The 25833-nt window shown below is 61.2% G+C and carries 27 protein-coding genes; 15 read left to right on the top strand and 12 right to left on the bottom strand.

The genetic code is table 11. The annotated features are described in order from the left end of the window. The first annotated feature begins 86 nt into the window (after positions 1 to 86). A complete protein-coding gene (locus MTP43_RS03700) occupies positions 87 to 731 on the top strand; it encodes an AhpC/TSA family protein (RefSeq protein ID WP_005928199.1) in 645 nt (214 codons plus the stop codon). A gap of 85 nt (positions 732 to 816) precedes the next feature. Here the strand turns inward: MTP43_RS03700 and MTP43_RS03695 are convergent, their stop codons facing one another. The 4 genes from MTP43_RS03695 to MTP43_RS03680 are packed head-to-tail and all read right to left on the bottom strand — an operon-like array spanning position 817 to position 3643. Beyond that, complete coding sequence (locus tag MTP43_RS03695; protein WP_097782362.1) at positions 817 to 1023, bottom strand: DUF378 domain-containing protein; 207 nt, start codon at positions 1021 to 1023, stop codon at positions 817 to 819. Between the two features lie 59 nt (positions 1024 to 1082). Next, positions 1083 to 1967 (bottom strand): 4-(cytidine 5'-diphospho)-2-C-methyl-D-erythritol kinase, encoded by an 885-nt coding sequence (gene ispE / locus MTP43_RS03690; RefSeq protein WP_097782361.1) that lies wholly within the window; start codon positions 1965 to 1967, stop codon positions 1083 to 1085. Between the two features lie 12 nt (positions 1968 to 1979). Continuing rightward, positions 1980 to 3164, bottom strand: a complete 1185-nt coding sequence (locus tag MTP43_RS03685; protein WP_097778699.1) for a pyridoxal phosphate-dependent aminotransferase — start codon at positions 3162 to 3164, stop codon at positions 1980 to 1982. Further along, entirely contained in the window at positions 3164 to 3643 is a 480-nt protein-coding gene (locus MTP43_RS03680) for an Lrp/AsnC family transcriptional regulator (protein ID WP_015536725.1), read from the bottom strand. The genes MTP43_RS03685 and MTP43_RS03680 overlap by 1 nt, the downstream gene beginning before the upstream one ends. Positions 3644 to 3881: 238 nt before the next feature. Between MTP43_RS03680 and MTP43_RS03675 the strand changes: the two genes are divergently transcribed. The 9 genes from MTP43_RS03675 (at position 3882) to MTP43_RS03635 (ending at position 12310) form a co-directional block, all read left to right on the top strand. Then, positions 3882 to 4151: an ACT domain-containing protein gene (locus MTP43_RS03675; protein WP_005928182.1), complete on the top strand. Its 270-nt coding sequence runs from the start codon at positions 3882 to 3884 to the stop codon at positions 4149 to 4151. Positions 4152 to 4181: 30 nt separating this feature from the next. Continuing rightward, positions 4182 to 5543 (top strand): PFL family protein, encoded by a 1362-nt coding sequence (locus MTP43_RS03670; protein ID WP_044960914.1) that lies wholly within the window; start codon positions 4182 to 4184, stop codon positions 5541 to 5543. Positions 5544 to 5659: 116 nt separating this feature from the next. Then, positions 5660 to 6295 (top strand): stage II sporulation protein R, encoded by a 636-nt coding sequence (locus MTP43_RS03665; protein ID WP_113621400.1) that lies wholly within the window; start codon positions 5660 to 5662, stop codon positions 6293 to 6295. Positions 6296 to 6344: 49 nt separating this feature from the next. Further along, complete coding sequence (locus MTP43_RS03660) at positions 6345 to 6815, top strand: peptidoglycan-binding domain-containing protein (protein WP_097782357.1); 471 nt, start codon at positions 6345 to 6347, stop codon at positions 6813 to 6815. Between the two features lie 200 nt (positions 6816 to 7015). Beyond that, on the top strand, positions 7016 to 8158 hold the full coding sequence (locus MTP43_RS03655; RefSeq protein ID WP_113621401.1) for an exonuclease SbcCD subunit D: 1143 nt from the start codon (positions 7016 to 7018) through the stop codon (positions 8156 to 8158). Next, on the top strand, positions 8155 to 10959 hold the full coding sequence (locus tag MTP43_RS03650; protein WP_097782354.1) for an AAA family ATPase: 2805 nt from the start codon (positions 8155 to 8157) through the stop codon (positions 10957 to 10959). Before MTP43_RS03655 ends, MTP43_RS03650 begins: the two co-directional genes overlap by 4 nt. 42 nt (positions 10960 to 11001) lie before the next feature. After that, on the top strand, positions 11002 to 11403 hold the full coding sequence (locus tag MTP43_RS03645; protein ID WP_005928165.1) for a hypothetical protein: 402 nt from the start codon (positions 11002 to 11004) through the stop codon (positions 11401 to 11403). A 101-nt stretch (positions 11404 to 11504) separates the two neighbouring features. Then, positions 11505 to 11726: a YdbC family protein gene (locus tag MTP43_RS03640; RefSeq protein WP_015536721.1), complete on the top strand. Its 222-nt coding sequence runs from the start codon at positions 11505 to 11507 to the stop codon at positions 11724 to 11726. Next, positions 11723 to 12310, top strand: a complete 588-nt coding sequence (locus tag MTP43_RS03635; RefSeq protein WP_097782353.1) for a hydrolase — start codon at positions 11723 to 11725, stop codon at positions 12308 to 12310. The genes MTP43_RS03640 and MTP43_RS03635 overlap by 4 nt, the downstream gene beginning before the upstream one ends. A gap of 61 nt (positions 12311 to 12371) precedes the next feature. On the opposite strand, the gene MTP43_RS03630 is transcribed toward MTP43_RS03635, so the two are convergent. The 5 genes from MTP43_RS03630 to MTP43_RS03610 form a co-directional block, all read right to left on the bottom strand. Continuing rightward, entirely contained in the window at positions 12372 to 12791 is a 420-nt protein-coding gene (locus MTP43_RS03630; protein ID WP_113621402.1) for a DUF3842 family protein, read from the bottom strand. Positions 12792 to 12799: 8 nt separating this feature from the next. Then, positions 12800 to 14188, bottom strand: a complete 1389-nt coding sequence (locus MTP43_RS03625) for a Sapep family Mn(2+)-dependent dipeptidase (protein ID WP_113621403.1) — start codon at positions 14186 to 14188, stop codon at positions 12800 to 12802. Between the two features lie 120 nt (positions 14189 to 14308). Then, the gene (locus MTP43_RS03620; protein ID WP_005928148.1) at positions 14309 to 14794 is read right to left on the bottom strand and encodes a COG2426 family protein; all 486 of its coding nucleotides are present in this window, start codon (positions 14792 to 14794) and stop codon (positions 14309 to 14311) included. A 15-nt stretch (positions 14795 to 14809) separates the two neighbouring features. Further along, a complete protein-coding gene (locus tag MTP43_RS03615; RefSeq protein WP_005928145.1) occupies positions 14810 to 15562 on the bottom strand; it encodes an exodeoxyribonuclease III in 753 nt (250 codons plus the stop codon). Between the two features lie 16 nt (positions 15563 to 15578). Beyond that, a complete protein-coding gene (locus MTP43_RS03610; RefSeq protein ID WP_113992777.1) occupies positions 15579 to 16955 on the bottom strand; it encodes an MATE family efflux transporter in 1377 nt (458 codons plus the stop codon). Positions 16956 to 17038: 83 nt separating this feature from the next. Here MTP43_RS03610 and MTP43_RS03605 point away from each other — a divergent pair, with 83 nt between their 5' ends. From MTP43_RS03605 to MTP43_RS03585, 5 genes are all read left to right on the top strand, one after another. Beyond that, positions 17039 to 17605: a hypothetical protein gene (locus tag MTP43_RS03605; protein ID WP_249235092.1), complete on the top strand. Its 567-nt coding sequence runs from the start codon at positions 17039 to 17041 to the stop codon at positions 17603 to 17605. 229 nt (positions 17606 to 17834) lie between these two features. After that, entirely contained in the window at positions 17835 to 19151 is a 1317-nt protein-coding gene (locus MTP43_RS03600) for a penicillin-binding Tp47 domain C-containing protein (protein ID WP_249235091.1), read from the top strand. Between the two features lie 80 nt (positions 19152 to 19231). Further along, positions 19232 to 20341, top strand: coding sequence for an FMN-binding protein (locus MTP43_RS03595; RefSeq protein ID WP_249235090.1), 1110 nt, complete (start codon positions 19232 to 19234; stop codon positions 20339 to 20341). After that, positions 20338 to 20802, top strand: coding sequence for an FMN-binding protein (locus MTP43_RS03590; RefSeq protein ID WP_005928127.1), 465 nt, complete (start codon positions 20338 to 20340; stop codon positions 20800 to 20802). Before MTP43_RS03595 ends, MTP43_RS03590 begins: the two co-directional genes overlap by 4 nt. Further along, complete coding sequence (locus MTP43_RS03585; protein ID WP_005928124.1) at positions 20799 to 21698, top strand: 4Fe-4S binding protein; 900 nt, start codon at positions 20799 to 20801, stop codon at positions 21696 to 21698. The genes MTP43_RS03590 and MTP43_RS03585 overlap by 4 nt, the downstream gene beginning before the upstream one ends. A gap of 109 nt (positions 21699 to 21807) precedes the next feature. Here the strand turns inward: MTP43_RS03585 and MTP43_RS03580 are convergent, their stop codons facing one another. The 3 genes from MTP43_RS03580 to mgtE all read right to left on the bottom strand — a co-directional run bounded on the left by MTP43_RS03580 (position 21808) and on the right by mgtE (position 25824). Beyond that, positions 21808 to 23898 (bottom strand): heavy metal translocating P-type ATPase, encoded by a 2091-nt coding sequence (locus MTP43_RS03580; RefSeq protein WP_249235089.1) that lies wholly within the window; start codon positions 23896 to 23898, stop codon positions 21808 to 21810. 60 nt (positions 23899 to 23958) lie between these two features. Then, positions 23959 to 24249, bottom strand: a complete 291-nt coding sequence (locus MTP43_RS03575) for a DUF6110 family protein (protein ID WP_005928119.1) — start codon at positions 24247 to 24249, stop codon at positions 23959 to 23961. 198 nt (positions 24250 to 24447) lie between these two features. Continuing rightward, positions 24448 to 25824, bottom strand: coding sequence for a magnesium transporter (gene mgtE / locus MTP43_RS03570; protein ID WP_173016290.1), 1377 nt, complete (start codon positions 25822 to 25824; stop codon positions 24448 to 24450). Between the last annotated feature and the right edge of the window lie 9 nt (positions 25825 to 25833).

The raw sequence follows: 25833 nt of genomic DNA, 5'->3' as shown, positions 1-25833 counted from the left end.
ATCCAATCCACCGCTTGTGCCCCTGCAAACACAGGGCACGGCTGTGGATTTTTTTATCACCATTTGAAAGGATGTGCAATTGCGGCATGAGCTCTGAGCATCTGGTTGGTACCTCCATTCCCCGGTTCACCTTCGACACCCCCACCACCCCGGGCAACGATTTTTACGCCCTGTGTGCGGGCACCGAACCCCTGTGCATGATCTTTCTGCCCGGGTTCGACCACCCGGTCACCCGGGAATACCTGACCCGCTACTTAAAGACCCTGCCGCGGCTGCGGGGTGTGCGGCTGGCGTGCGTGGTGCGCTCAGCGCCCCGCGCGGTGGCCGAGGCTACACAGGGGAAGGAGTTTCCCTTCCCCATCATCTGCGATGCGCCGGGTGTGCTGTACAGCTATCTGGGGGTGGAGCAGGCACGCGGGCTTTTGAGCTGGAGCTTTTCTGCCCAGCGCATCTACAAAAGTGCCCGGGATGCCGGTTATCACTACGACCGCAATGCCCCGCAGATTTTGCCCATGACCTTGATCGTGGGCCACGAGGGCAAAATCCTGTTCACCCACTCCGGCCGCAGCCAGACCGACCTGCCGGAGGACTGCATTGCCATCCGGGAGCTTGCCCGCGAGGTAGTGCACACCAAGGCTGCCGACCAGCGCCGCGCAAGCCACCACTGCTCGGACGAGACACTGACCCTGCCCGACCTCATTGGCTGGGACGATGTGGATAACGACCAGTAAACCACACAGAAAATATTTTATATTTTCGCTGGAAAAACTATAACCTGAAAACGGCTGCTGCACGCAAAGTGCAGCAGCCGTTTTGTTATTCTTCCTCCGGTTCTTCGTTGAACAGTTCCGGAATGCAGCCAAGGGCAGCCAAGCCCACCAGCGCAAACACGATGCGGGACCACACCGAGGTGCTGCCGCCCAGCAGCCAACCCACAAGGTCGAACTGAAAAAGCCCCACGAGCCCCCAGTTCACACCGCCCACAATGAGCAGCAGCAGGCAGATTTTGTAAAAGGTCTGCACAAAAAAGACCTCCTTCCTTTGGGGCCAGTATGCCCTGCGGGAAGGAGGTTTATACTTTTTTATCGGATCACCCGTGCACCGCCGCGGTCGGGCTTGGCAACGTAGACCTGCGGCCACTGCCGCTTTGCTGCCGCTGCGGCGGTTCTGGCGGCAGCTTCGTCCCGGAACACGCCGAACACTGCTGCGCCGCTGCCGGTCATCAGCGCGGTAACAGCGCCGTGCGCCCGGAGCAGGGCTTTGATCGCCTCGTTGTCCTTTGCGCCGCTGCACTCTTCCAGCGCATTCCCGGCGGCAGCACATACGGCGTCCAAGTCTCCGGCGCGGATGGCCTTTTCCTGCGCCTCACAGTCCGGGTGGATGCTGCTGCCCACGGTATCATAGGCGGCAAAGGCCTCCGGGGTGGACACGCCGTAGTCCGGCATCACCACCGTGAACCAGCAGTCCGGCACAGGGGGCAGCGCCTTGAGCAGGTCGCCCACGCCCTGCACCCGGCAGGTGCCGCCCATCAGGGCAAAGGGCACGTCCGCACCGATGCCTGCGCCCAGCGCGCACAATTCGCTCATGGAAAGCTTTGCACCGTACAGGGCATTCAGACCCACCAGCACGGCGGCAGCGTCTGCACTGCCGCCCGCCATACCCGCCCGCACCGGGGTGTTTTTGTAGATGGTGATATCCACCCCCGCCAGCAGGCCGGTGTAGTGGAAGAACGCCAGCGCCGCCTTGATGGCAGTATTTTTATCGTTGGGCTGCACAAGGCTGCCCGGCAGACGCAGACTGAGCCCGGCGCTGCGGCGCAGCATCACCCGCTCGTACAGGGTGATGGTCTGCATGGTCATGTCCAGCGCATGGTAGCCATTGGGCAGCAAGCCCACTACATCCAGTGCCAGATTGAGCTTGGCCGGGGCCAGCACGGTCACTGCGTTTTTCCGCTCTCGCCGTTCCATCCGTGTTCCTCCTCAGTTGCCGTGGTAGATGTTGTTTTCCACCAAAAATTCCCGGATGCGCTTCAGCGCCTCGGTCAGGTGCTCCACGCTGTAAGCGTAGGAAACGCGGCAGTACCCCTCGCCGGAAGCACCAAAGGCATCGCCGGGGATGATGGCAACGTGCTTTTGCTCCAAAAGCTTTGTGCAGAACTCCTGACTGCTCATGCCGGTGCTCTTGATGCAGGGGAAGGCGTAGAACGCGCCCCGGGGCTCAAAGCAGGTCAGACCCATATCGTTGAAGCTGCGCACCACCAGACGGCGGCGCATATTGTACTCGTCCCGCATCCGGTCGATCTCGCCGTCACACTCTTTCAGGGCGGTGATGGCGGCGTACTGGCTGGTGGTGGGGGCGCTCATGATGGCGCTCTGGTGGATCTTGGTCATAATTTTAATGACTGCCTCCGGGCCGCAGGCGTAGCCCAGCCGCCAGCCGGTCATGGCATAGCTTTTGGAAAAGCCGTTCACCACGATGGTGCGCTCTGCCATACCGGGCAGGGTGGCAATGGAAACGTGCGGCCGCAGGCCGTAGTTCAGCTCTGCGTAAATTTCATCAGACAGCACCATGATATCGGTGCCGCGCAGCACCTCAGCCACTGCTTCCAGATCCTCCCGCTCCATCACTGCACCGGTGGGGTTGTTAGGGAAGGGCATGATGACCAGCTTGGTCTTGGGGGTAATGGCTGCCTTCAGCGCATCGGCGCGCAGACGGAACTCGTCCTCCTGACGGCAGGCAACGTGCACCGGCACGCCGCCGGACAGGGTGGTAATGGGCTCGTAGCACACAAAGCAGGGCTCCGGGATGATCACCTCGTCCCCGGGCTTGACCAGCGTGCGGATGCACATATCAATGGCCTCGCTGCCGCCCACGGTCACTAAAATCTGCCGCATGGGGTCGTAGCGCAGGTTCATGCGCCGCTCCAGATACCGGCTGATCTCGGCGCGCAGCTCCTTTAAGCCGGCGTTGGAGGTATAGCGGGTGCGGCCATGCTCAAGGCTTTCAATGCCGGCTTCGCGCACAGCCCACGGGGTCTTGAAGTCCGGCTCGCCTACGCCAAGGCTGATGCACTCGGGCATTTCGGCGGCCAGATCGAAAAATTTGCGGATGCCGGAGGGGCGCATGGCCTTGGCGGCAGGCGCGATCAGTTTATCATAATCCATCACAGCACCGTGCACTCTCTTTCATCAATTTCTTCATCCTGATACAGCCGCCCCTCTTTTTTGTAGGTGCGCAGCACAAAATGGGTGGCGGTGGACAGCACATCGTCCAGCGGCGAAAGCCGCTTTGCCACAAACAGGGCGATCTCCTGGAAGGTCTGTCCCTTGATCACCAGCTGCAGGTCGTACCCGCCGCTCATCAGCAGCACGCTCTCCACCTCGTCAAAGGCGGCGATGGTGGCGGCGATCTCGTCAAAGCCGCGGCTCTTTTTGGGGCTGACGTTCAGCTCGATGACCGCCTCCACGCGGTTCACCTTGGCCTTTTCCCAGTCCACAAGGGTCTTGTAGCCCTTGATGATGCCCTGCGCCCGGGCAAGATCCATCATCGCCGCCACCTCGGCGGGGGATTTGTTCAGCATGGTGGCAATGTCCTCCACGGGCAGCCGGGCGTTGTTTTCCAGAATCTTCAAAAGCTGTTCCATTGTCATATACTCCTTATCAACCCTCTACACGGAAATCCGCGGGAAATTATGTATAAGTATAGCACAAGCCCCAGCAGATTGCACTTGATTTTTATATAGAATGTCTTTTGCCCCCGTATTCTGCTCTTTTTTACAAAAAGTGTGTTCAAATTTTGCTAAATCTGCTATACTGAAAGGGTAAGCGTGTGCCGGGTCTTTGGCGGCACCAATCACTATAAGGAAAACGAGGGTGGAAACCATGAAAGCTTTCATTACCGTCATTGGACACGATACCGTGGGCGTTGTCGCAAAGGTGGCCGGTCTGTGCACCGAACTGAACATCAACATTGAGGATGTGACCCAGAGCATCCTGCAGGGGATGTTTGCCATGATCATGCTGGTGGACCTGAGCAACTGCAATGTTGACCACGACCAGCTGCACAAGCGCACCGATGCGCTTGCTGCCGAGATGGGGATGCAGATCAACGTGACCCGTCAGGAAGTTTTTGACGCCATGCACACCATCTGAGCCAGAAAGGAGCCCGCAACCGCTATGAGTATGTTTAACACCGGGGATATCCTGGAGACCATCGAGATGTTCACGCAGGATAATCTGGACGTGCGCACCGTGACCATGGGCATCAGCCTGCTGGACTGCATCGACCCGGACCCCAAAAAAGCCTGCGAGAATATCTATAACAAGATCACCACCAAGGCTGCGAACCTTGTCTCCACCGTGGAGCATATCAGCGCCGAGTACGGTATTCCCATCATCAACAAGCGCATCAGCGTTACCCCCATCGCCATGCTGCTGGGTGCCTGCCCGGAGGCAGACCCCGTGGACTTTGCAAAGACGCTGGACGCCGCCGGTAAAAAGGTGGGCGTCAACTTTGTGGGCGGTTACAGCGCACTGGTGCACAAGGGCTTTTCTGCCGGTGACCGCCGTCTGATCGAGTCCATCCCCCGCGCACTGGCCGAGACCGACATCGTGTGCAGCTCGGTGAACATCGGTGCCACCAAGGCCGGTCTGAACATGGACGCCATCAAGCTGATGGGCGAGGCCGTGAAGAAGGCCAGCGAGCTGACCGCCGACCGTCAGTGCATCGGCGCCGCCAAGCTGGTGGTGTTCTGCAATGCCCCGGAGGATAACCCCTTCATGGCCGGTGCCTTCCACGGCCCCGGCGAGCCGGACTGCGAGATCCATGTGGGCGTTTCCGGCCCGGGCGCTGTGCGCGCCGCGCTGGCACGTCTGCCCAAGGACGCCCCCATCGACGAGGTGGCAGAGCTGGTAAAGCGCACCGCCTTCAAGATCACCCGCGTGGGCCAGCTGGTGGCAAACCTTGCCTCCAAGGCACTGGGCGTGCCTGCCGGTATCATCGACCTTTCTCTGGCTCCCACCCCTGCCATCGGCGACAGCGTGGCCAATATTCTGGAAGAGATGGGTCTGGAAACCTGCGGCTGCTGCGGCACCACCGCCTGCCTTGCCCTGCTGAACGATGCCGTGAAGAAGGGCGGCGTGATGGCCTCCAACCACGTTGGCGGCCTGTCCGGTGCCTTTATCCCGGTCAGCGAGGATGCCGGTATGATTCACGCTGCCGAGATCGGCTGTCTGACCATTGAAAAGCTGGAGGCCATGACCGCCGTCTGCTCTGTGGGCATCGATATGGTCATCATCCCCGGCGACACCACCCCTGCCGTCATCAGCGCCCTGATCGCGGACGAAGCCGCCATTGGCATGGTGAACAGCAAGACCACCGCCGTGCGTGTGATCCCCGCCATCGGCCGCAAGGCCGGTGAGGTGCTGGACTTCGGCGGTCTGCTGGGCTATGGCCCCATCATGCCGGTGAACAGCCACGACCCCTCGGTGTTCATCAACCGCGGCGGCCGCCTGCCCGCACCCATGCAGTCTTTGAAGAACTGATACGAACCCTCTCAGTCATTGCGCAGCAATGACTGAGAGGGTTTATTTTTTTGTATAATCCCGCTGCAACAGACCCATCCTCTGGTTATCATTTCCAGAAGAGGGGTCTGTTTTTTATGCTTCGCTGGTTTTTAAAGCCGCTTTCCGTCCGGCAGATGCGGCTGCTATGCGCCAACTTGCTGGTGGGCTTTGCGCTGTGCGGCGCTTTGCAGGGACTGTGCTGGGGGCGCACCCAGCTGGATGCCGGGGCAGCGCTGTGCGCCGACACCCTGCGGCTGCACATCCGAGCGGCCAGTGATGCCGTGGCTGACCAGAGCGCCAAGCTCCGGGTGCGGGACGCAGTGCTGGCCGTGATGCAGCAATGCCCGGCGCACAGCGCACCGGAGGCGCGGGCATGGGCGGCAGGGCGGCTTTTGCAGTTTCAGCTGGCGGCGCAGCGGGCGCTGACCGCACAGGGCATCCGTGCCCCGGTGCGGGTGTATCTCGTGAATATGTACTTTCCCGCCCGGCGCTACCCCACTGGTCAGCTGCCCGCCGGGCGGTACGATGCCGTGCGCATCGATATTGGCAGCGGCGGCGGGCACAACTGGTGGTGTGTGCTATACCCGGGGCTGTGCAGCTTTGCGCAGGGCGGCTACGCTCTGCCTGCCGAAAACGACCTTGTCTGCGGGCAGTACATCCTGCGGTTCCGGCTGGTGGACTGGGCGCACCGGCTGACTGCCCAGCGGCAGACAGTGCTGCTGGCGGGGTGACGCCGTGCCCCGCCGGAGCATAGCATGGAGGGAAAGGAGGGATCCCTCTATGGCGATTCCCGGTTATTATTCCCTGCTCCAGCGCGGCTCCTCCGGGCCGGACGTGGCACTTGTGCAGACGTGGCTCAACGGCGTGCGCGATGCGTGCACATGGTACGATGCGCTGAAGGCAGACGGCAAGTTCGGCGCAAGCACCCAGCGTGCCGTACAGGAGTTCCAGCTGAAAAACAAGATGAACATGGACGGCAAGGTGGGACAGAACACATGGAATGTGCTCTACACCCGCTACACCGCAAAGCACGGGCTGAAAGTGCCCTACCCCGGCATCGTGCTGCACACCGGCTCTTCCGGCGGCACGGTGCGTCTGGTACAGCAGAAGCTCAATTCTCTGGGCGAGCGGCTGAAAGATGACGGTAAGTACGGTGCGGCCACCGCTGCCGCCGTGCAGCGGTTCCAGCGGCGCAACAGCCTGACGGCAGACGGCAGCGTGGGCTACGCCACTTGGGAGAAGATGTTCTGATATACGCAGGCCGTAAGCGGAAGAATCATTTTAAATTTCGGGACACCGGAGCGTCCGCAGACGCTCCGGTGTCCCATTTTCACAGAAGGGGTCGCAACGGCAAACAGCAGTTGTCCTTTTTTCTGTTCTCCTTGGTTGCGCCTGCGGCGGCGGCTGCGTTATAATAGGGCAAAGCGTTTTTTGAAAGGCGGTGTTCCTGTTTGCGTTTTCTGCATTTGTCCGACCTGCATCTGGGCAAGCGGGTGTGCGAGTTTTCCATGCTGGAGGACCAGCGGTATATTCTGGAAGAAATTCTGACCCTGCTGGATGAGACCCCTGTGGACGGCGTGCTGCTGGCAGGCGACCTTTACGACAAGCCCGTTCCCCCTGCCGAAGCGGTGCGGCTGCTGGACTGGTTCCTTACCCAACTGGCGACGCGGAAGCTGCCGGTGTTCGCCATCAGCGGCAACCACGATTCTGCCGACCGGGTGGCCTTTGGCGCTGCCCTGCTGGCCGACAGCCGGGTCTACGTCAGCCCGGTGTTCACCGGCGCGCCGCAGCCCATCCCTTTGCAGGATGCCCACGGCACGGTGGATGTGTACTTACTGCCCTTTTTAAAGCCCGCCATGGTGCGGCACGTCTGGCCGGACGAGCCTATTGAGAGCTACAACGACGCCCTTGCCTGCGTGCTGCGGCATTGCACCCCGGACCCCGGCCACCGCAGCGTGCTGGTGGCGCACCAGTTCGTGGCGGGTGCTGCCGCCTGCGAGAGCGAGGAGCCCTCGGTAGGCGGGGTGGACAGCGTGGACGCCGCCCTGTTCGATGCCTTTGACTATGTGGCGCTGGGGCATCTGCACAGCCCGCAGAAGGTGGGGCGGGAGACCTTGCGCTACTGCGGCACACCGCTGAAGTACTCCTTCTCGGAGGCGGGGCAGTGCAAAAGCGCTACCTTTGTGGAGCTGGGTGCAAAGGGCGAGGTGCACATCACCACCGCGCCCCTGACCCCCCGGCACGAGTTGCGCGGGCTGCGGGGCAGCTACACGGAACTGACCGACCGCCGCTGCTACGAGGGCACCGCCGTGGACGACTATCTGTACATCACCCTGACCGACGAGCAGGATGTGCCGGATGCGCTGGCGCGGCTGCGGGTCATCTACCCCAACCTGATGCAGCTGGACTACGACAACCAGCGCACCCGCCAGCAGCAGGAGATCAGCGCCCCGGAGCGCACCGAGAGCATCTCCCCGCTGGAACATCTGGCTGCCTTTTACCAGCTGCAAAATAATCAGCCCCTGACCGCCGAGCAGACGGCATTCTGCCAGGAACTGATCGAGGAGATCTGGAAGGAGGGCGATACTGTATGAGACCGCTGCGACTGACCCTTTCGGCCTTTGGCCCCTATGCCGCCGAGACCACCCTCGACCTTGAAAAACTGGGCAAAGGCGGGCTGTACCTCATTACCGGCGACACCGGCGCGGGCAAGACTACCATTTTTGACGCCATCACCTATGCGCTGTACGATCATTCCAGCAGCGGCATCCGGGAGGGCTCCATGCTGCGCTGCAAGTACGCAGACGACAAGACCCCCACCTTTGTGGAGCTGGAATTTGAGGTGCACGGCGTGCGCTACACGGTGCGCCGCAACCCGGAGTATCAGCGCCCCAAGGCCCGGGGCGAGGGCATGACCACCGAAAAGGCGGATGCCACCCTGACCTACCCGGACGACCGCCCGCCGGTGACCAAAGCCAAGGACGTGACCGCCGCCGTGCAGGAGATCATCGGGCTGGACTACAACCAGTTTTCTCAGATCGTGCTCATCGCGCAGGGCCAGTTCACAAAGCTGCTCAACGCCTCCACCGAGGAGCGCAGCCGTATCTTCCGCAAGCTGTTCCGCACCCAGCGCTATGCCCAACTGCAAGAGCGCTTACAGGCCGAAGCATCCGCGCTGAACCAGCAGCGTACCGCTCAGAATGCCAAACTGGACAGTCTGCTGGGCGGGTTGCAATTCAGCCCGGAGGACCCGGACGCCGAGGCGCTGCGCACCCTGTGCGCCCAGACTGTACCGGAAACGGCGCTTTCCTTGCTGGACACCCTGACTGCCCGGCAGGCGGCAGCGCTGGAAGAAGCCGGCACCGCCCTGCAAGCCACCGAAGCCCAGCTGGACACGGTACAGCAGCAGCTGGGTGCCGCCGCACAGGCGCAGCGGCTGGCGCAGCAGCTGGCTGCCCGTCAGGCAGAGCTTGTCGCCGCAAGACCCGCATTGGACGCCGCCCGCGCCGAGGCCGACCGCCACGCCGGAGATGCTGCACAGCTGGATGCCCTGACTGCGCAGGTGACGCAGGCGCAGAGCGCCCTTGCGGCCTATGACACGCTGGACGCGCTCTGCCGTCAGCAGACCGAAGCGCGGGACGCCGCCCGGCTGGCGGCGGCGCAGGCGCAAAAGCGCCGCACCCAGCTGGACAGCCTGAACGCCGCCCTTGCCGCCGCTGAGACCGAACTTGCCGCGCTGGCAAACGCGGACACCCGGCTGTTGGCGCTGCAAAATCGCAGTGCCCAGTTGACACAGCGCGGCGAAGCGCTGGCAAAGCTGGAACAGCGCCTTGCGGACTGCCAGCGACAGGCCAAGGCCGCACACAAGGCGCAGGAAAATTACCGCGCCGCTGCCGCCGCACAGGACGAAGCCCGCGCCCGGCGGGACGCGCTGGAACGGGCATTCTTGGACGCACAGGCCGGGCTGCTGGCCGAGAGCCTTGTCGAGGGCGCACCCTGCCCGGTGTGCGGCAGTACCCATCACCCCGCCCGCGCCCTGCTGCCCCATACTGCGCCCACGCAGGCACAGGTGGAAGCCGCACGGCAGGCCGCTGCGGAAGCTGACCGGCAGGCACAGAACGCCAGCGCTGCCGCCCAGAGCGCACTGGCCACCGCCAACGAGGCGAAAACTTCCCTCCGGCGGGACGCCGAGACCCTGCTGCCGGAGCGCTTTACCACGCCGGAGGGCACAGTACCCCTTACCTTTGCCCTGATGACCAACGTTCTGGCCGAAGAGAATACCGCTTTGCAGGCGGCACAGACAGACTGCAAAGCCCAGTGCCAACAGGCCGAGGCCGACTGCCGCCGCAAGGCACAGCTGGAAGCCGACCGGCAGGGCAAGACCCGCCAGCGTCCAGCGCTGGAGCAGTCCGCTTCCGAGGCCGACCGCAGTGCTGCCGCACAGAATGCAAGTGCTGACGCGCTGGAGGGGCAAATCGCAGAGCGGCGCGCCGCCCTGCCCTACCCCCGGCGCGCGGACGCACAGGCGGCACTGGACAAGCTGGAGGCTGACCGCAGCACCCTGCGCACCGGTATGGACACGGCACAGCGCAAGCTGAAACAGGCTGAACAGACCGTTGCCGCCGCCGAGGCCGCTGTGGAGGCGCTGACCGCACAGCAGACCGCCGCTCAAAAGGAACTGCCCGCCCGCAGCGCCGAGGAGCTTACCGCACAGCAGACCGAACTGACCGCCGCGCGGGAGACCCTACGCAGCCGGGAAAAGCAGCTTTCGGCACAACTGCTGCCCAACCGCAAAACAGCGGCGCAGTACCGCGCTGCCGCCGAGGCGCGGCAGACGCTGGAAAGCCGGTGGCAGTGGGTCAGCGCACTGGCTGCCACGGCGGGCGGCACTTTGACCAGCAAGCAGAAGATCCGCCTCGAAGCCTACATCCAGATGAACTATCTGGACCGCATTCTGCGCTATGCCAACACCCGGCTGATGCAGATGACCGCCGGGCAATACGAGCTGGAGCGCATCGGTGCAGAGAACCAGCGCAGCCAGTCCGGGCTGGACCTTGGCGTCATCGACCACTACAACGGCACCCGCCGCAGTGTAAAGACCCTTTCCGGCGGCGAGAGCTTCAAGGCTTCGCTGGCGCTGGCGCTTGGCCTTTCGGACGAGGTACAGAGCAGCGCCGGGGGCATCCGGCTGGACACCTTGTTCTTAGACGAGGGATTCGGCTCGCTGGACGAGGAATCGCTGGAACTGGCCATCCGGGTGCTCTCCGGCCTGACCGAGGGCGACCGTCTGGTGGGCATCATCTCCCATGTGGGGGCGCTCAAGGACCGCATCGACCGGCAGGTGGTGGTGCACAAGGCCCGCACCGGCGGCTCCACCGTAGAGCTGCGGGTGTAAAACGCTTCTGGCGGGGCACACTAGGGGCGGAGGTGAATTTTGATGAATTCTCTGGAACCCTTCATCCGCCACGAACTGGAAAACCAGCCCGGCACCGCTGCCGCCCCGCAGGCAAGCAGCACCCGCAATGCCCCGCCGCTGGGCAGTATGCCACTGCAGCCCCCGGCTGCGCCGGACACGCCCGGCACCCAGCTGCCCCCGCCGGAGCTGCCGCAGCCCGAAAAGCCCGGTGTCCCCATGACTGACGGCACCCCCATGGCCTGCCGCCAGAAGAATGCCGCCGCCTTTCTGGCCGGGGACGTGCAGACCAGCGTGATGGCACACTACGCGCCCGGGCTATTCAGCACAAAGCAAAAGCTGCACAGCCGCCACCCCGCCCCGGACGAGGATACGGCCGCCGTTTTAGAGCTGGTGGAATGGCGCGAGGACGCCCCTTACGGCTGAGCGTAACAAAAATTTTTTAAAATATTTCAGTTTACCTGTTGAAATCTCGCCGCACTTCCCTTATTATGGTAGCATACAAACATAAAGGCAGGTTTTGCAATATGGCAGAGATCAAATACGAAGTTGTCCAGCGTGTAGCCGTGCTGAGCCAGCGTCCCCGCGGCTGGGAGCGTCAGCTGAACCTTATCAGCTGGAACGACGGCGAGCCCAAGTACGACATCCGCGACTGGTCCCCGGATGGCACCCGCATGGGCAAGGGCATTTCCCTGAGCCATGACGAGTTGGCCATCCTCAAGGGCATTCTGGAGGACATGGAGCTGTGAGCGGGGGCGACCGCGCAGAGTTTCTGGACATCTGGCAGCAGCACGTCACCCGCCCGGGCAGCGAAAAGCTGCTGGACTGGCTGGACAAAAAGACGGATTTTTTCACCGCACCGGCGTCCACCCGCTTCCACGGAGCCTGTGAAGGCGGGCTGTGTATGCACAGCCTGAACGTCTACCATGCGCTGCACGACAGCTTTTTCACCGAGGGCGAAAGCGAGGAGAGCTACGCCATCTGTGCCCTGCTGCACGATTTGTGCAAGGCCAACTACTACAAGCTGGGCACCCGCAACGTAAAGAACGAAGCCACCGGACAGTGGGAAAAAGCGCCCTTTTACAGTGTAGAGGATCTGTTCCCCTACGGCCACGGCGAAAAGAGCGTGTTTCTCATCGAGCGGTTCATGAAGCTGAAGGTGGAGGAAGCGGTTGCCATCCGCTGGCACATGGGCGGCTTTGACGATGCGGCCCGGGGCGGCTGTTTTGCCATCTCAGAAGCTTACGACAAGTACCCGCTGGCGGTCAAACTGCACATCGCAGACCTGCAGGCTACCTATCTGATGGAGCACCGCACCAGTAATATGCGCTGAATAAACTAAACAGGCGGCTGTACAGCATTTTGTACAGCCGCCTGTTTGTTTGTAAAAAATTTCAGCAGCCTTTCCCGGCGCAGAGGGCTTTCACCTTCTGCACGGCGGCAGCTACAAGGCTGCCGATGGGCTGGTCGGGCACGCCGACGATATAGTTTTCACAGTGGTTCACCGGGATCAGCACCCGGGTGGCGCTGCTCTGGCACACTGCCGTGGCCATGGCAGGGGTGATCTCTCCCAGCAGCGCATCTGCAATGACGATGCCGATGGGCCCCACGATGATATCCGCGCTGCGGCAGTTCACCACCACGGCATTCTCACCGGTGGCGGCGCGCTGCGCCCCGGCCTTGTGCATGGCCTGCGCGGCGACACTGTTGGTGCCCACGGCCACAAGCCGGACGTCCGGGCACTGGGAGCTGAGGGCAGCCACCAGCTGGCGGCCCAGTCCCCCGCCCTGCCCGTCAATGACAAGCACGTTCATGCTGTACCTCAGAAGTCGATCTCTTCCAGCCGCAGCAGCGCCAGAATGTAGATCTTGACAGCCTCCAGCAGCTTGTCGATGGGGGCAGCCTCGTTGGCACCGTGCATCGGGCCGCCGAACTCCGGCAGCTTCACATCCTCATGCTCCGGGCCGAAGCTGACGGCATAGGGGAAGTGGCGGGCATAGGTGCCGCCGCCCATGGTGAAGGGGGTGGCATTCTCGCCGGTCACCTCGTTGTAGGTGTCGATGCAGGCGCGGATGGCGGGGCTGTCGGCCTCGATGTAGAACGGCTCGGCAGCATCCACATCCTCCAGCTTTGCGCCCTCGCCCAGCGCAGCGGTGATTTGTGCGGTCAGCTTTTCACTGTTGGTGCAGGTGGGGAAGCGGCTGTCGATGGTCTGCACCAGCTTGCCGTCCTCCATATAGATGCGGCCGCCGATGATGGTCAGCGGGCCGAAGGGGCCGTCGGCGCAGTCGATGCCAAGGCCGGTGCCTGCGGTGGAGCTGTGCAGTTTGCGCAGTGCTTCCAGATAAGCGCGCTCGGCATCGTTGCACAGGCCGTTATCCAGCAGATAATCCACCACCAGACCGATGGCGTTCACCGTGCCCTCCGGCATAGCGGCGTGGCCGGACTTGCCCCAGCCGCGCACCCGCACGCCGTCCCCTTCCGGTTCCAGCGTGATGTTGGGGGCGTTCTTCAGCTTGCGGATATCGGTCTTGACCAGTGCGCTGGCGCGATCCGGCACCGCGTTGTTGGCAACACCGCCCTCAAACTCTGCAATGACACCGTTGCACACCGGGCTGACGATCTTGCCGCCGAAGTGGCCCTTTTCGCCGTTGCACACCGGGAACTCGGCATCCGGGGTAAAGCAGAACACCGGAGCGGGGTAGTTTTCCAGATAGTACTTCACATCGTTCATGTGGGTCTCCTCGTTGTCGCCCACAATGGCACGGATGGGGTAGCGCAGCTGGTAGCCCTGCTCCTTGAGGAACTTCAGCGCGTACAGAGTAACGATCATCGGGCCCTTATCGTCCGAGACGCCGCGGCCCAGCAGCCAGCCGTCCTGAATGCGCATCTTAAAGGGGTCTGCCGTCCAGCCGTTGCCCACGGGCACAACGTCCACATGGCAGATGGTGGCCAGATATTTTTCCGGGTCCGCACCGGCCAGCTCGGCATAGCCGATGTAGTTTTCGCAGTTGCGGGTGGCAAAGCCCATGCCTGCTGCCAGTTCCAGCGTCTTGTCCAGCGCGGCCCGAGGGCCTGCGCCGAAGGGTGCGCCCTCCTCCGGGGTGCCCTCTACGCTGTCGATGGCGACCAGCGCTGCAATGTCCTGCAGCAGCTGCTCCTTGTTTTCCGCAATGTATGCGTCAATTTTCTGATTCAGTGCCTGATCCATGTTCTATAACGTCCTTTCTGACCGGGAGCAGATCCCGGTTTTCACAACTGTTACCCAGTTTAACACACTCCGGGCGGAAAAGCTACCGGCATTTTTCACGACAAAAGCGTCCGCGTTTTGTCAGCCTGCCGCAAACAGCCCGCTGAGCGCACCCAGCAGCCCGGCGCTTGCCAAGCCCATGATGATGCCCGCCAGCAGCACACCGCCCATACAGGCGATCAACACGTCCTTGAACTTCATATCCAGAATGGAGGCTGCCAGCGTGCCCGTCCACGCGCCGGTGCCCGGCAGCGGGATGCCCACGAACAGCAGCAGTGCCACGGTCATGCCCTTGCCGGCCTTGGCCTCCAGTGCGCGGCCGCCCTTTTCGCCCTTGTTGATGCAAAAGCGGCAGATGGGGCCGATGAGGGGCTTGTGGTAGCCCCAGATGAGGAACTTGCGGGCGAACAGGTAGATGAAGGGCACCGGGATCATGTTGCCCAGTACGCACAAAAGGTAGGTGGGCAGCACCGGCAGCCCCATGCCCAGCCCGATGGGGATGGCCCCGCGCAGCTCAATGATGGGCACCATGGAGATAAGGAAGATCAGAAGATAATTTTTCAGCATTGGCTTCTCCTTATATTACAGGTCGATCTGCAGCTCCACCGGGCAATGGTCGGAGCCGAAGATCTCGTTGTGGATCTCGGCGGCGCGGATGCGGTCTGCAATGCGCCGGGAAACGATAAAATAGTCGATGCGCCAGCCCGCGTTCTTTTCCCGCGCGTGGAAGCGGTAGCTCCACCAGCTGTACTTCACCTCGTCCGGGTGCACCACCCGGAAGCTGTCCGCAAAACCCGCCGCCAGCAGCTCGGTCATTTTGGCGCGCTCCTGATCGGTAAAGCCTGCGCTCATGCGGTTGGTCTTGGCGTTTTTGATATCCATCTCAGTGTGCGCCACGTTCAAATCGCCGCACAGGATCACCGGCTTTTTTGCGTCCAGTGCCAGCAGGTACGCCCGGAAGGCGTCCTCCCACTCCATGCGGTAGTCCAGCCGCTTCAGCCCGTCCTGACTGTTGGGGGTGTAGCAGTTTACCAGATAAAAGCCGGGGTATTCCAGCGTCAGCACCCGCCCCTCGTGGTCGTGCTGTTCCAGCCCGATGCCGGTGGTCACCGCCAGCGGCGCGGTTTTGCACCAACAGGCCGTGCCGGAATAGCCCTTTTTCTCGGCAGAGTAGGTATATTCGGTGTAGCCCTCCGGCGCAAAATCTGCCTGTCCCGGCTGCATCTTGGTCTCCTGCACCGAGAAGATGTCCGCGTCCAGCGCGGCAAAGCTCTCGGCAAAGCCGTGGGTCAGGCAGGCGCGCAGGCCGTTCACGTTCCAGCTGATCAGTTTCATGCTTTTCTCCTTATTGTTATGCCTGATATTTTGTTTTCCATGCGCCGCTGCGGAAGCGCAGCACAAAGCAGGTCACGCGGCAGGTCCAGTCGATGACCATAGCCACCCACACGCCCACAGCGCCCCAGCCCATGCGGACGCACAGCAGATAGCTGAAGCCCAGCCGCCAGCAGGCCATGCTGAGGATGGACACCACCATGGTAAATTTCACGTCGTTGGCCGCGCGCAGGGCGTTGGGCAGTACGAAGGACAGCGGCCAGAAGATGATGGCGCAGCCCGCATGGATGGTGACCAGCGTGATGGCCAGCTCCATCGTCTCGCCGGAAAGGGCGTAGATGCCCACCAACTGCCGGAGGAACAGCAGGATCGCCCCGTTGGAAAGCCCCATGGTAATGTAAGCCCACAGCAGCAGTTTGCGGGTGTAGTAAACGGTCTGTTCGTGGTCGCCGGCACCGATGCAGCGCCCCACCACCGTGATCATGGCAAGACTGATGGCCTTGCCCGGGATGACGCCCATGCCGTCCAGATTGTTGGCCACCGCGTTGGCTGCGATCTGCACCGTGCCGAAGGTGGAGATCATGCTCACCACCAGAATGCGCCCGGCCTCGAACAGGCTGTTTTCAAAGGCCGAGGGGATACCGATACCCAGAATGCGCTTTGCCATGCCGCCGTCCAGCCGCAGGGTCTTGGGCACGGTAAGCACCGCATCCTCCCGGTAGCACTTGCGCAGGATCAGCGCCGCAGCCACCACGCGGGACACCACGCTGGGCCATGCTACGCCGTCCACGCCCATTTTGAAGCCGAAGATGCACACCGCGTTGCCCACGATGTTGATGATGTTCATCAGAAAGCTGATCTGCATGGAGATCTTGGAGTTGCCGATGCTGCGGAACAGTGCCGCACCGCCGTTGTACAGCGCCAGAAACGGGTAGCTGAGGGCGATGATCTGCAAATACTTCACGCCCGCGTCCAGCACGTCGGTATCAATAGAGCCGTAGAACAGCCGGATCATAGGGCGGGCCAGCACAAAGCATACCACGCCGATCACCACACCGGACAAGCCGCTGAGCAGCAGCAGCTGACCGGCGCTTTTGTCGGCATTCCCGCGCTCTTTTGCGCCCAGATACTGGCTTACCACCACCGCGCCGCCGGTAGCCAGCGCCGCAAACAGCACGATGATAAGGTTATTGATCATATCCACCAGACTGACGCCGGAGATGGCCGCCTCGCCGCAGCGGGACACCATCATGGTGTCGGCCATACCCACCGTCACTTCCAGCAGCTGCTCCACCAGCAGCGGAATGGCCAGTACCAGCAGTTCCTTCTGGCTGAACAGCGGCTCCCGCCCACCGGTCAGTCTGCTTTTTTCATTGCCATGCAGTAGCTTTGTCATCCGTTTCTCCCCTCCCGGCGCCGGGCGCTTTTCCCGGTACGCCGCCGCTGCCCGGCGCGTGCATTCTTCCGGTTGCAGCAGATGTGTCCATCTTAACACACCACCGGCTGCTTGTAAAGCGGTGCAGGCTACATCCCGCGAAAAACCGCTTTCCGAATAAAGGCTTCCCCCAAAGGGTGAAGGCTTTTGCTCCGGACAGGCTGCAAAAGTTGATTCCATTGCCTGCCGGTTTTATAAAGGTGTCCCTGTGCGGTTTTCCGACTGCCATTCTGTTTTATGCTTGTTCGTCAGTTTGCCGGGAACTTTCCATAAAATTTGTGCGTTTCTACAAAAATGCGATTTCCCGCGTATTTTTGGGGAGAAATTTTAAAAAACCTCTTGCAATTTCTGTTCCAAAGTGGTATGTTGTATCCAACAAAAGTGAAACTTGGATACATCTTCACTTTGGAGCGGCAAATTCGGCTCCGCACACGCTTTTGTTTTTAACCTTGCTATTTTCTTCATTTACCTTCTTATCATTTACCCTGCCTGTCCCGCAAGGGACGAGAAAAGCGATGACCCACCTGCACGGGTTGTCGCTTTTTCTTTTGCCCACAGCCGCCCGCAGGGGGGCAGAGTACAAGCCGCAAAAGCACTGCTCTACAAGATGACGTGCCGCAACTGCTTTTCCCTGTCCCGCCCCAAAAAGTTTGTTTGAATAAACATCCCTGCTTTTTCTTGACATCCCTTTGTATGCGTGTTATCTTAATTTCCGTCAATTAGCTTACCCTAACCATCTGAGGGGCTTTGCCCCGCAGGTTTTTCTTTGCGCGCAATGTTAGGTAATGCTAACTACATGATTCCTATTCCCTGCCAGTGTGATGAAAGGAGCATTTTTTCATGAGAACCAAAAAATTTCTTTCCCTGCTGCTGTCGGCGGCTATGGCGTTCAGCCTGCTGACCGCCACTGCCTTTGCAGCAGCCCCCGCCGAGGAGGAAAACGGCTTTTTCGATTTTCTGCTGGGCAAAAAATATACCTACCTCTACGCTGCCCTGACCTGGGACGAGTACTGGGCAAACGAGAAGGTCTATGCTGCCGGGAGCACTGCCTCCTCTGCACAGCTGGACAGCCACGAAGAGCACGATCTGGGCGCATTTGACGCCGTTTCCCGCGCTACCGTCAACCATGGTCTGCACCGCGGCAGCTTCCAGAGCACTGCCGTGATCTACGCCAAGGACGGCAGCAGCTACACCGTTTCTCACTGGTCGGACGATGGCAAGACCATCTATCTGGCCGATGGCACCACCGTGGGCTGGAACCGCGGCACCATTACCAAGGCCGACGGCTCCACCGTGCAGATGGACCACTACGAGGTGCTGGGCACCAAGTATGTGCCTGTGCGCGTAGCCACCAGCGACCTTGCAGATTTCTGCTCCAAGTACACCGTGGTGGAAAACGGCGGCCAGCTGATGGGCGGCTACTCTGAAAAGAACCTGACCGCCTACACCCTGACGGCTGCGGTGGACAAAAACACCAACGGCCTGAAGTACGCAGCCAAGAGCGGCGACGGCTACACCTTCTCCGCCGCACACACCGGCTCCGGCTCCGGCGTGGCAGAAGCCGCCCAGAAGGCTGCCGAGGGCCTTACCGTGAATCTGCGCAGCGGCAGCGACGTGGGCAGCTTTGGCGAGTTTATCCGTGTGGACCTGAACGGCAACTACGGCGAGCTGGGCTCCCGGATGCAGTCTGTGGTGTGGACCTACTACGGCAACGACAGTACCTACACCCACGCCAAGGCCTCCTATGGCACCAAGTTTGCAGCCGACAACTGGATGCACAAGTCCATGGGCATCCAGCTGGGTCTGAGCGATTCCGCCCGCTGCCAGCTGCCGGAGGGCACTGACGGCACCGGCTACTGGACCATCACCATCCGTGCACTGGGCTACGCTGACACGGTGGTCAAGTTCCAGACCACTGCCGAGAACCTTGCTAAGCACGAGCTGGCAAGCGATGCCGACCGCGCCGCCCTGCAGGCTGTGGTCGCCGAAGCACAGAGCAAGGCAAAGGCCGCTTACACCGCCGACAGCTATGCCAATCTGGAGACCGAGCTGGCCGAGAGCGTGGAGCTTTTGAGCCGCGAGACCCTGTATAAGGCCGCTGCACTGGAGCAGGTGACCCACCTGACCGATGCTGTGCAGAACCTGAAAGCTGCCTGATCCGGCAAAAAACAGAACACTAAAAAAGCAAGGTCGCTTTATGCAGGCGGCCTTGCTTTTCCGTGTCAGGAGGAGTTGGAATGAACAAAAAACGATGCAACACACTGCTGCCACTGGTGCAGCTGCTCCCGGCAGTGGCGGCAGCGGCAGCGGTGCTTTTTGCCCTGCCCCGCACCGTACCAGTGCTGGCTGCCGTGCCGGAAAAACTGACAGCCGTGGTGGAGCAGTCGGTGGAAGCCGCTTCCGTTGAAGCGGAGGAAGAAGCCCTGCCCAAGCTGCCCTATGCCAACGGCGTATACGTCGGCTCTTCCCGGGGCTACGGCGGTGCCGTCCGGGTGCAGGTGACCATGGAAAACGGCAGCATCACGGAGGTGGAGGTCCTGGACGCTTCCCACGAGACAAAGCAGTTTCTGCGGCGCGCCAAGCGGCTTTTGACCACCGTAGTGGATGCCCAGAGCTGGGAGGTGGATGCTGTTTCCGAAGCCACCTACACCAGCCGGGGCATTCTGGGCGCGGTGCAGAACGCCCTGACCGGCGAGGTGGTGAATAATCCCCTGCCGCCGCAGCCGAAGCCTGCCGCACCGCTGGTGGTGGAGGAATTTACAGCACCCTCCACCTACCTTGACGGCATCTACACTGCCGAAGCCATAGGCTTTGAGGGCAAAATTACAGTGCAGGTCACGGTGGCAGAGGATAAGATCACCGATATCACGGTTCTGAGCGCCGAGGACGAGGAGGAATATCTCTCCCGGGCAAAGCGGGTCATCCCCGCCATTCTGGAAGGACAAAGTCCCAACGTGGATGCCGTTTCCGGTGCGACCTACTCCTCCACCGGCATCCTGAACGCCGTCAAGCTGGCATTGGCAAAGGCCGCTATCGCCCCGGCAGAGGAAGCCGACCCGGAGCAGGCAGCCTCGGAAGAGGTGGTGGAAGAAGCCGCGCCGTCCGAAGCGGCAGAACCCGAGGAAACACCGGTCACCGCGCCCACCGTGGAGGTGGTGCAGCCGGAGGAAAAGAGCGCTGTTTCCGCGTGGTTCAAGGAAGTGTGGCAGCAGCTTTTCCCGGCAGAAACACCGGACGATTCTGAACCGGAACCGGCATCTTCTGCGGAGGTGCTGCCGGCATCCGAGGCGGCGCTGCCGCCCGAAGAGACCGAAACCGAACCTGAAACGGAAGGAGCAGCGGAATGAAATACAAGAATTTTCTCCTCCGGGCGGTGAATCTGCTGCTGATTTTGGGGGTACTGTGGCAATACCAGCAGGTGGCGCTGGTCCGGGCTGCGGCGGTAAGCCAGCGCAAGCAGGAGATTGCCGAAGTGGAAGCCTACAACGCTTCCGTTTTGCAGGCGCAGAGCGCAGCGCAGGCAGAGCAGAGCCAGAGCGGCTACCGGGACGGCACCTATGAGGGCAGCGCCTTTGGTTTTGGCGATGTCATCCGGGTGTCGGTAACCATCCAAAGCGGAAAAATGACCGATATTGCGGTGCTGGACGCTTCCGGTGAGGACAAGCCCTACTATAAACAGGCGCTGCCTTTGCTGGACGAGATGCTGGCAGTGCAATCTGCCGAGGTGGATACCGTTTCCGGCGCTACCCTTACGGCAGAAGGTCTTATCGGTGCAGTAGAGGACGCACTGGGAAAGGCGGCAGGATGATGGAAAAAACACAGACAAAACCTTTAACGGCGGCGCAGCAGCGTCAGCGGGACAAAAAGCGCCGTGCATGGCTGCGCACCGGGGTGCAGCTGTTCTTCTTTGTGTCCATGCCGGGCGCATTCGTGGCCGGGTTTTCCGGGGTAAAGCAGCTCTTTCTGCACATCGGTGCGGGCGAGGTGCTCTCGGCGGACAGCTTCACGCTTTCCCTGCTGGGGCTGTGCGGCTTCACGTTGCTGTTCGACAGGTTTTTCTGCGGGTACGCCTGCGCCTTTGGCAGCTTGGGCGATGCCGTCTGGGCACTGTCCGGGCTTGTCCAGAAAAAGCTGTTCCACCGCAAAAAGCCGCTCCGTCTGCCGGAGCGGGCGGTACTTTGGGGACAGAAGTTCAAATATCTGCTGCTGGCAGGGCTGGTGGCGCTGTATGTGACCCGGCAGGAAAAGCTGCTGACCGGCGCAAGCCCGTGGGAGGTGTTTTCCCGCCTGACGGCTCTGCGTCTGCCGCCGGAGGGCTTCGGCGTAGGCATCGCGCTGCTTGTGCTCATTTTGCTGGGTATGGCGGTGCAGCCCCGGTTCTTTTGTCAGTTCCTCTGCCCCATGGGTACGGTGTTCGCCCTGCTGCCGGTGCTGCCCTTTGCACGGCTGCACCGGCAGAGCGAGGGCTGCGTCCCGGGCTGCAATGCCTGCAAGCAGCAGTGCCCGGTGTGCCTGAAGCTGGAGGAAAGCAGCCTGCGCAGCGGGGAGTGCATCGCCTGTGAAGCCTGCGTGGGCACCTGCCCCAAGCAGAACATCCACCGGTGGGATTTGGCTCTTTGCAAGCGCCCGTGGCTGCCGGTGCTGGGCAAGGCGCTGCTCTTCTTCCTGCTGGGCTGCTGGCTGGGCTTCTGCCGGTTTATCTGAAACAAAAAAGGGAGGCCGCCGCACAATATCGTGCAGCGCCTCCCTTTTGGCTGGGAAATCTATCATTTCGAAACGCCGGAGCGTCTGCGGACGCTCCGGCGTTCCATTTTCACGGTAAAGGCTTCTGCTCCAGCAGGTCTGTCATGCTGCGCAGGCTGATGCCAAGGGTGGAAAGGTTATGCAGCATTGCGCTGGTAGCCGGGGGCAGGATGCCCAGTGCGCCCAGAAGGATGAGCGCAGAGTTGAAGCTGAGGACAAAGCGGTAATTGCTGCCCACCCGCTTTTGCAGGGCGTTGGCAATGGCTTTCAGGGTCACCAGCTCTTCCAGACTGTCTGCGCGGATGGTCACATCGGCGATCTCCCGGGCGATGGCGGCACCGGAATGGATAGCGATACCGATATCTGCCGCCGACAAAGCGGGCGAATCGTTGATGCCGTCGCCGATCATCACCACCGTATGTCCTTCGGCTTTGGCGTCACGGACAAAGGCAGCTTTATCCTCCGGCAGCACCTCTGCAAAGCAGCGGTCCACCCCCACCTGCGCCGCAATGGCGCGGGCGGTGCGGTCACTGTCGCCGGTCATCATGACGGTCTGGGTGATGCCCAGTCTCCGAAGCTTATGCAGCACCTGTGCCGCCTCCGGGCGCAGGGGGTCTGCGATGCAGATGACCCCCGCCAGCACCCCGGAAGCTGCCAGATACAGGTGGGAATACTGGGGGTCCAGCGCATCGAACTTTGCCTGTTCCCCTGCCGGGATGGTGCAGCCCTCGTCCTCAAAAATGAAGTGGGCGCTGCCAATGACCACCCGCGTGCCGCCCACCCGGCTGGCAATGCCGTGCGCCACGATATACTCCACCTCGGAGTGCATCTCTTCGTGGGAGATGCCCCGCTCCCTGGCGGCGCGGACGACAGCGTTTGCCATGGAATGGGGGAAATGCTCTTCCAGACAGGCAGCAAGCTGCAATACCTCCTGCTCCCCGCAGCCGGAGAAGGGCACCACCTGCACCACCTGCGGGGTGGCGTGGGTGAGGGTGCCGGTCTTATCGAACACGATGGTGTCCGCCTTTGCCAGCGCTTCCAGATACTTGCCGCCCTTTACGGTGATGTGGTATTCCCCACACTCCCTCATGGCAGAGAGCACCGCCAGCGGCATGGAAAGCTTCAGCGCACAGGAGAAATCCACCATCAAAATGGAGATGGCGCGGGTGACGTTGCGGGTAAAGGCGTAGGTAGCCACCGTACCGGCAAGGCACCACGGCACCAGACGGTCAGCCAGCTGCAAAGCCCGGTTCTCGGTACCGGACTTGAGCTTTTCCGATTCCTCGATCATGGCCACGATCTTATCGTAGCGGTTGGCACCGCCCTCTGCCTTGGCCACAAGAACGCACTCGCCCTCTTCCACCACCGTTCCGGCGTAGACAGTGGCACCGGTGGTCTTGCGCACCGGCATGGACTCGCCGGTCAGGGCGGCCTGGTTCACCATGGCCTCGCCCTCCAGCACCGTGCCGTCCAACGGGATCATATTGCCGGAGCGCACCACTACCTCATCCCCGGCGTGGACGCGGGTCAACGGCACCAGCACCTCGCCCTGCGGGGTGCGCACCCAGACCTTATCCACGTTCAGCGCCATGCTGCGGGCAAGGTCGTCCAAACTCTTTTTCCGCGTCCACTCTTCCAGCAGGCTGCCCACCGTCAGCAGGAACATCACCGAACCTGCGGTGCTGTAATCCCCCCGCAGGAGGGAGGCGGTGATGCTGAGCGCATCCAGCACCTCTACTTCCAGCTTGCGGTGCAGCAGGCAGCGGATCCCCTTCCAGACAAAGGCGATGGAGCGCCACACCGTATACGCCGCCGCGATGGGCGCGGGCAGGAACACCTTGCGGAACATCCGGCCTGCCACAAGGCCGACCATCTTTTCCTGATATTCCTGATTGATCTTCCGACTGTCGTGGGAGGTGACCAGCACCTCTAATTCTTCGTTGTCAAAGCGGTAGGCCGCCAGCAGGGCGGCGGCGTCCTTCCGGCTGCCCCGGTAGGTCAGCACCACATCTCCGGTGCGCTCGTAGACGGTGGCTTTCTGGATCATGTCCTGCCCGTTCAGGTAGGCTTCCAGCACATCTGCCCGGTGCAGGGTCATGCGCACGGCGCAGACGTGCACCCGCATCCGTCCCTTACCTTCATGTAAGATCGTACATTTCATTGCTTTTCTTGCCCCTCTGCGTAAAAAAGAGCCGCCCAAGGGCGGCTCCGCTGCGTTGTATCACTGTGCAGTCTGCTCTGCGGGCTGCTCTTCTTCAGCCGTATCCTCGATGACCTCCTGTGCAGCCTCGGCGGCGCGGCTCTCGTTGATGGCCTTTGCATCGGCAAGGATGTCCCCTGCTTCCTCCTGCACCTTATTCACGGTCTGCATGGTGCAGTCCTTCATCCGCAGCACCGCAGCGGTGGTCTGAGTGTAGACCTTTTTGGCATCCTTGCTGGACAGCACCTTGAAACCGGCAGAGCCGAACACCACACCGCCCAAAAACAGTGCAAGCTTTTTTGTATCAAACATATTTACCCCTCGTTTCTGTATTTCCCATCTGTGTACCCGCGCCCGGAGCGGGGCGGGCTCTTTATCTTTATATTTTAGCACGCTTTCGGGCGTTTTCAATATTTTCCGACGATGTTAGGACATATTAACATTGTTAGCAAAAGTTTGCGCAGCAAAAAAGGGCGTTCCCCGGAGGGATCGCCCTTTTTGATGCACCCGTTATGCAAGGTGGAACAGATCGATCAGCACGACCATGGCAAGGCCATAGTAGACCACGACCGCCACCAGATCGTTGATCGTGGTGATCAGCGGGCCGGAAGCAACGGCCGGGTCGATATGGATCTTGTGGAACAGCATCGGGATCAGCGTGCCCACCAGACTGGAAATGACCATGGACACGATCAGCGACAGCCCGACGCAGCCGGACAGCAAAAAGGCCGAGGTCCAGACATAGCCCTTGAAAAAGTGGATGTAGCAGCCCAGAAAGCCCAAGGCCATCACGGCCAGAATGGCACCGTTCAAAAGCCCCACGCGGGTCTCTTTCCAGAGCAGCTGCAATTTTTTGGAAAGGGTCAGGTTTTCGTCCACCAGCACACGGATGGTCACCGCCAGCGACTGGGTACCGACGTTACCGGCCATATCCAGCACCATGGACTGGAAGCAGATGACCACCGGCAGCACCGCTACCACCGATTCAAACGCGCCGACGACCGAGGAGACCAGCATCCCGAGGAACAGCAGCGCGATCAGCCACGGGAGACGCTTTTTCACGCTTTCAAATACGTTTTCGTTCAGATCCTCCTCGCCGGTCAGACCGCCCAGCTTTGCGTAATCATCGCCCATCTCATCATCGACCAGCTCGACCACATCGGACGAGGTGATGATGCCCACCAGCTTACCGGCATCGTTCAGCACGGGCAGACTGCGCTCCGCATAGTCCACGATGCGGTCGATACAATCGCTGATCTGCTCCCGGTCGGTGACATAGGGATAGGAGCGGACGATCAGGCTTTCCAAGCTTTCCTCTGCCCGGGCAATGATGAGGTCTTTCAGGTCGATGGCGCCGTAGAAGTGCTCGTTTTCATCCACCACATACAGGGTGGAGATGTTGTCGTTTTCTCCGGCCTGTTTTACCAGCTCGCTCATCGCCTGCCGGATGGTCATATCGTTTTTGATGGAGATGTAGTTGGTGGTCATCCTGCTGCCGATCTCGTCCTCGTCATAGGAGAGCAGCATCTTCACATCTTCCACCGAGTCCTTGTCCAGCTTGTTGACGATCTCGTTTTTATCGGTATCGTCAAGATCCTCCAGTGCGTCCACCGCATCGTCCGAGTCCATGTTGGAAATGACCTTGGCGGCCTCGTGGCTGGGCAGCTCCTTCAGGTACGGCTCGGCATCGTCCAGATAGGTAAAGATCTCGGCAACGGTATCCACACCCAGAATGGAATAGAGCGACTGGCGTTCGGCGGGGGTCAGCACCTCCAACGCATCCGCCAGATCTTTTTCATGGTAATCAGACAGTTTTTCAGCCAGTTCCGCCTTGGGCAGACCGCTGTGAATGATGCTCAGAATTTCCTGTACATAATTCTTCTGCATGGGTAGTTC

Source organism: Faecalibacterium sp. IP-1-18 (assembly GCF_023347355.1).
Taxonomy (GTDB): domain Bacteria; phylum Bacillota; class Clostridia; order Oscillospirales; family Ruminococcaceae; genus Faecalibacterium; species Faecalibacterium prausnitzii.
Note: the sequence above shows the minus strand (reverse complement) of the source record. Positions and strands in the feature narration are given on the sequence as shown.

Excerpts from the sequence above, each read along its gene's own strand:
- MTP43_RS03700 (WP_005928199.1), top strand. The coding sequence starts at position 87 with ATGAGCTCTGAGCATCTGGTTGGTACCTCCATTCCCCGGTTCACCTTC.
- ispE (WP_097782361.1), bottom strand. The coding sequence starts at position 1,967 with ATGGAACGGCGAGAGCGGAAAAACGCAGTGACCGTGCTGGCCCCGGCC.
- MTP43_RS03685 (WP_097778699.1), bottom strand. The coding sequence starts at position 3,164 with ATGGATTATGATAAACTGATCGCGCCTGCCGCCAAGGCCATGCGCCCC.
- MTP43_RS03680 (WP_015536725.1), bottom strand. The coding sequence starts at position 3,643 with ATGGAACAGCTTTTGAAGATTCTGGAAAACAACGCCCGGCTGCCCGTG.
- MTP43_RS03675 (WP_005928182.1), top strand. The coding sequence starts at position 3,882 with ATGAAAGCTTTCATTACCGTCATTGGACACGATACCGTGGGCGTTGTC.
- MTP43_RS03670 (WP_044960914.1), top strand. The coding sequence starts at position 4,182 with ATGTTTAACACCGGGGATATCCTGGAGACCATCGAGATGTTCACGCAG.
- MTP43_RS03665 (WP_113621400.1), top strand. The coding sequence starts at position 5,660 with ATGCTTCGCTGGTTTTTAAAGCCGCTTTCCGTCCGGCAGATGCGGCTG.
- MTP43_RS03660 (WP_097782357.1), top strand. The coding sequence starts at position 6,345 with ATGGCGATTCCCGGTTATTATTCCCTGCTCCAGCGCGGCTCCTCCGGG.
- MTP43_RS03650 (WP_097782354.1), top strand. The coding sequence starts at position 8,155 with ATGAGACCGCTGCGACTGACCCTTTCGGCCTTTGGCCCCTATGCCGCC.
- MTP43_RS03645 (WP_005928165.1), top strand. The coding sequence starts at position 11,002 with ATGAATTCTCTGGAACCCTTCATCCGCCACGAACTGGAAAACCAGCCC.
- MTP43_RS03640 (WP_015536721.1), top strand. The coding sequence starts at position 11,505 with ATGGCAGAGATCAAATACGAAGTTGTCCAGCGTGTAGCCGTGCTGAGC.
- MTP43_RS03630 (WP_113621402.1), bottom strand. The coding sequence starts at position 12,791 with ATGAACGTGCTTGTCATTGACGGGCAGGGCGGGGGACTGGGCCGCCAG.
- MTP43_RS03625 (WP_113621403.1), bottom strand. The coding sequence starts at position 14,188 with ATGGATCAGGCACTGAATCAGAAAATTGACGCATACATTGCGGAAAAC.
- MTP43_RS03620 (WP_005928148.1), bottom strand. The coding sequence starts at position 14,794 with ATGCTGAAAAATTATCTTCTGATCTTCCTTATCTCCATGGTGCCCATC.
- MTP43_RS03615 (WP_005928145.1), bottom strand. The coding sequence starts at position 15,562 with ATGAAACTGATCAGCTGGAACGTGAACGGCCTGCGCGCCTGCCTGACC.
- MTP43_RS03610 (WP_113992777.1), bottom strand. The coding sequence starts at position 16,955 with ATGACAAAGCTACTGCATGGCAATGAAAAAAGCAGACTGACCGGTGGG.
- MTP43_RS03600 (WP_249235091.1), top strand. The coding sequence starts at position 17,835 with ATGAGAACCAAAAAATTTCTTTCCCTGCTGCTGTCGGCGGCTATGGCG.
- MTP43_RS03595 (WP_249235090.1), top strand. The coding sequence starts at position 19,232 with ATGAACAAAAAACGATGCAACACACTGCTGCCACTGGTGCAGCTGCTC.
- MTP43_RS03590 (WP_005928127.1), top strand. The coding sequence starts at position 20,338 with ATGAAATACAAGAATTTTCTCCTCCGGGCGGTGAATCTGCTGCTGATT.
- MTP43_RS03585 (WP_005928124.1), top strand. The coding sequence starts at position 20,799 with ATGATGGAAAAAACACAGACAAAACCTTTAACGGCGGCGCAGCAGCGT.
- MTP43_RS03580 (WP_249235089.1), bottom strand. The coding sequence starts at position 23,898 with ATGAAATGTACGATCTTACATGAAGGTAAGGGACGGATGCGGGTGCAC.
- MTP43_RS03575 (WP_005928119.1), bottom strand. The coding sequence starts at position 24,249 with ATGTTTGATACAAAAAAGCTTGCACTGTTTTTGGGCGGTGTGGTGTTC.
- mgtE (WP_173016290.1), bottom strand. The coding sequence starts at position 25,824 with ATGCAGAAGAATTATGTACAGGAAATTCTGAGCATCATTCACAGCGGT.